Origin of the sequence: Corynebacterium sp. CMW7794 (assembly GCF_001563605.1) — a bacterium.
In the GTDB taxonomy this organism is placed as follows: domain Bacteria; phylum Actinomycetota; class Actinomycetes; order Mycobacteriales; family Mycobacteriaceae; genus Corynebacterium; species Corynebacterium phoceense.
Genome location: NZ_KQ961779.1, coordinates 1 through 547, shown reverse-complemented (window position 1 = coordinate 547; position 547 = coordinate 1). Strand labels below are relative to the sequence as shown.

Annotated in this window: 1 protein-coding gene; it reads right to left on the bottom strand. The window is 56.9% G+C overall.

Annotated features, from left to right (window positions below):
- Positions 1-65: 65 nt before the first annotated feature.
- Positions 66-547 (bottom strand): hypothetical protein (locus tag HMPREF3227_RS13630; protein WP_197429532.1); only part of this gene is annotated, 482 nt, incomplete at its 5' end.

Genomic DNA, 547 nt, shown 5'->3' with positions numbered 1-547 from the left:
AATAGGGTGTCCACTAAACGAGGGTAACCTCAACGTAGTACGCAGTACGGACTGTTTCTAGGGGACTACTCCAGATAGGACTCCAGGCGGGCTACATCATGCGGGCGCAGTGTTCCATCATCACGCGGCACAATCGTGCCGTCTTTCTCCCAATCAACGATCAGGCCTTCCACAGCCGAGCGAATATCCACGCGGGCCGTAGACCTCAAGTCATAACGGTTATAGTTCGCATCGTCGGACAGCAGGCGGCGGGCGATATGCTTCCGGGCGCGGGCCAAAAGTTTCTGCTCTTTGACCTCACTGCGTTCTTCCGCTTCCTGTTCCCGTTTCTCCGCCATGGCCTGCCTATCGCGCCGGGCTATGGCATCGAACTGTGAGAGCACCGCATCATGCTGCGCCATCACGACGTAGGAGAGTTGCCAATCCTCCATCGTGACTTCCGTAAATCGTCCGTCCAGCATGGCCAGGGCCACGGCTACTTTCAGGCGCAGCAGGTTGGCATGCCCGCCTATATCGGCTCTTCCGGTTTTAGAGTGCATTGATTTTG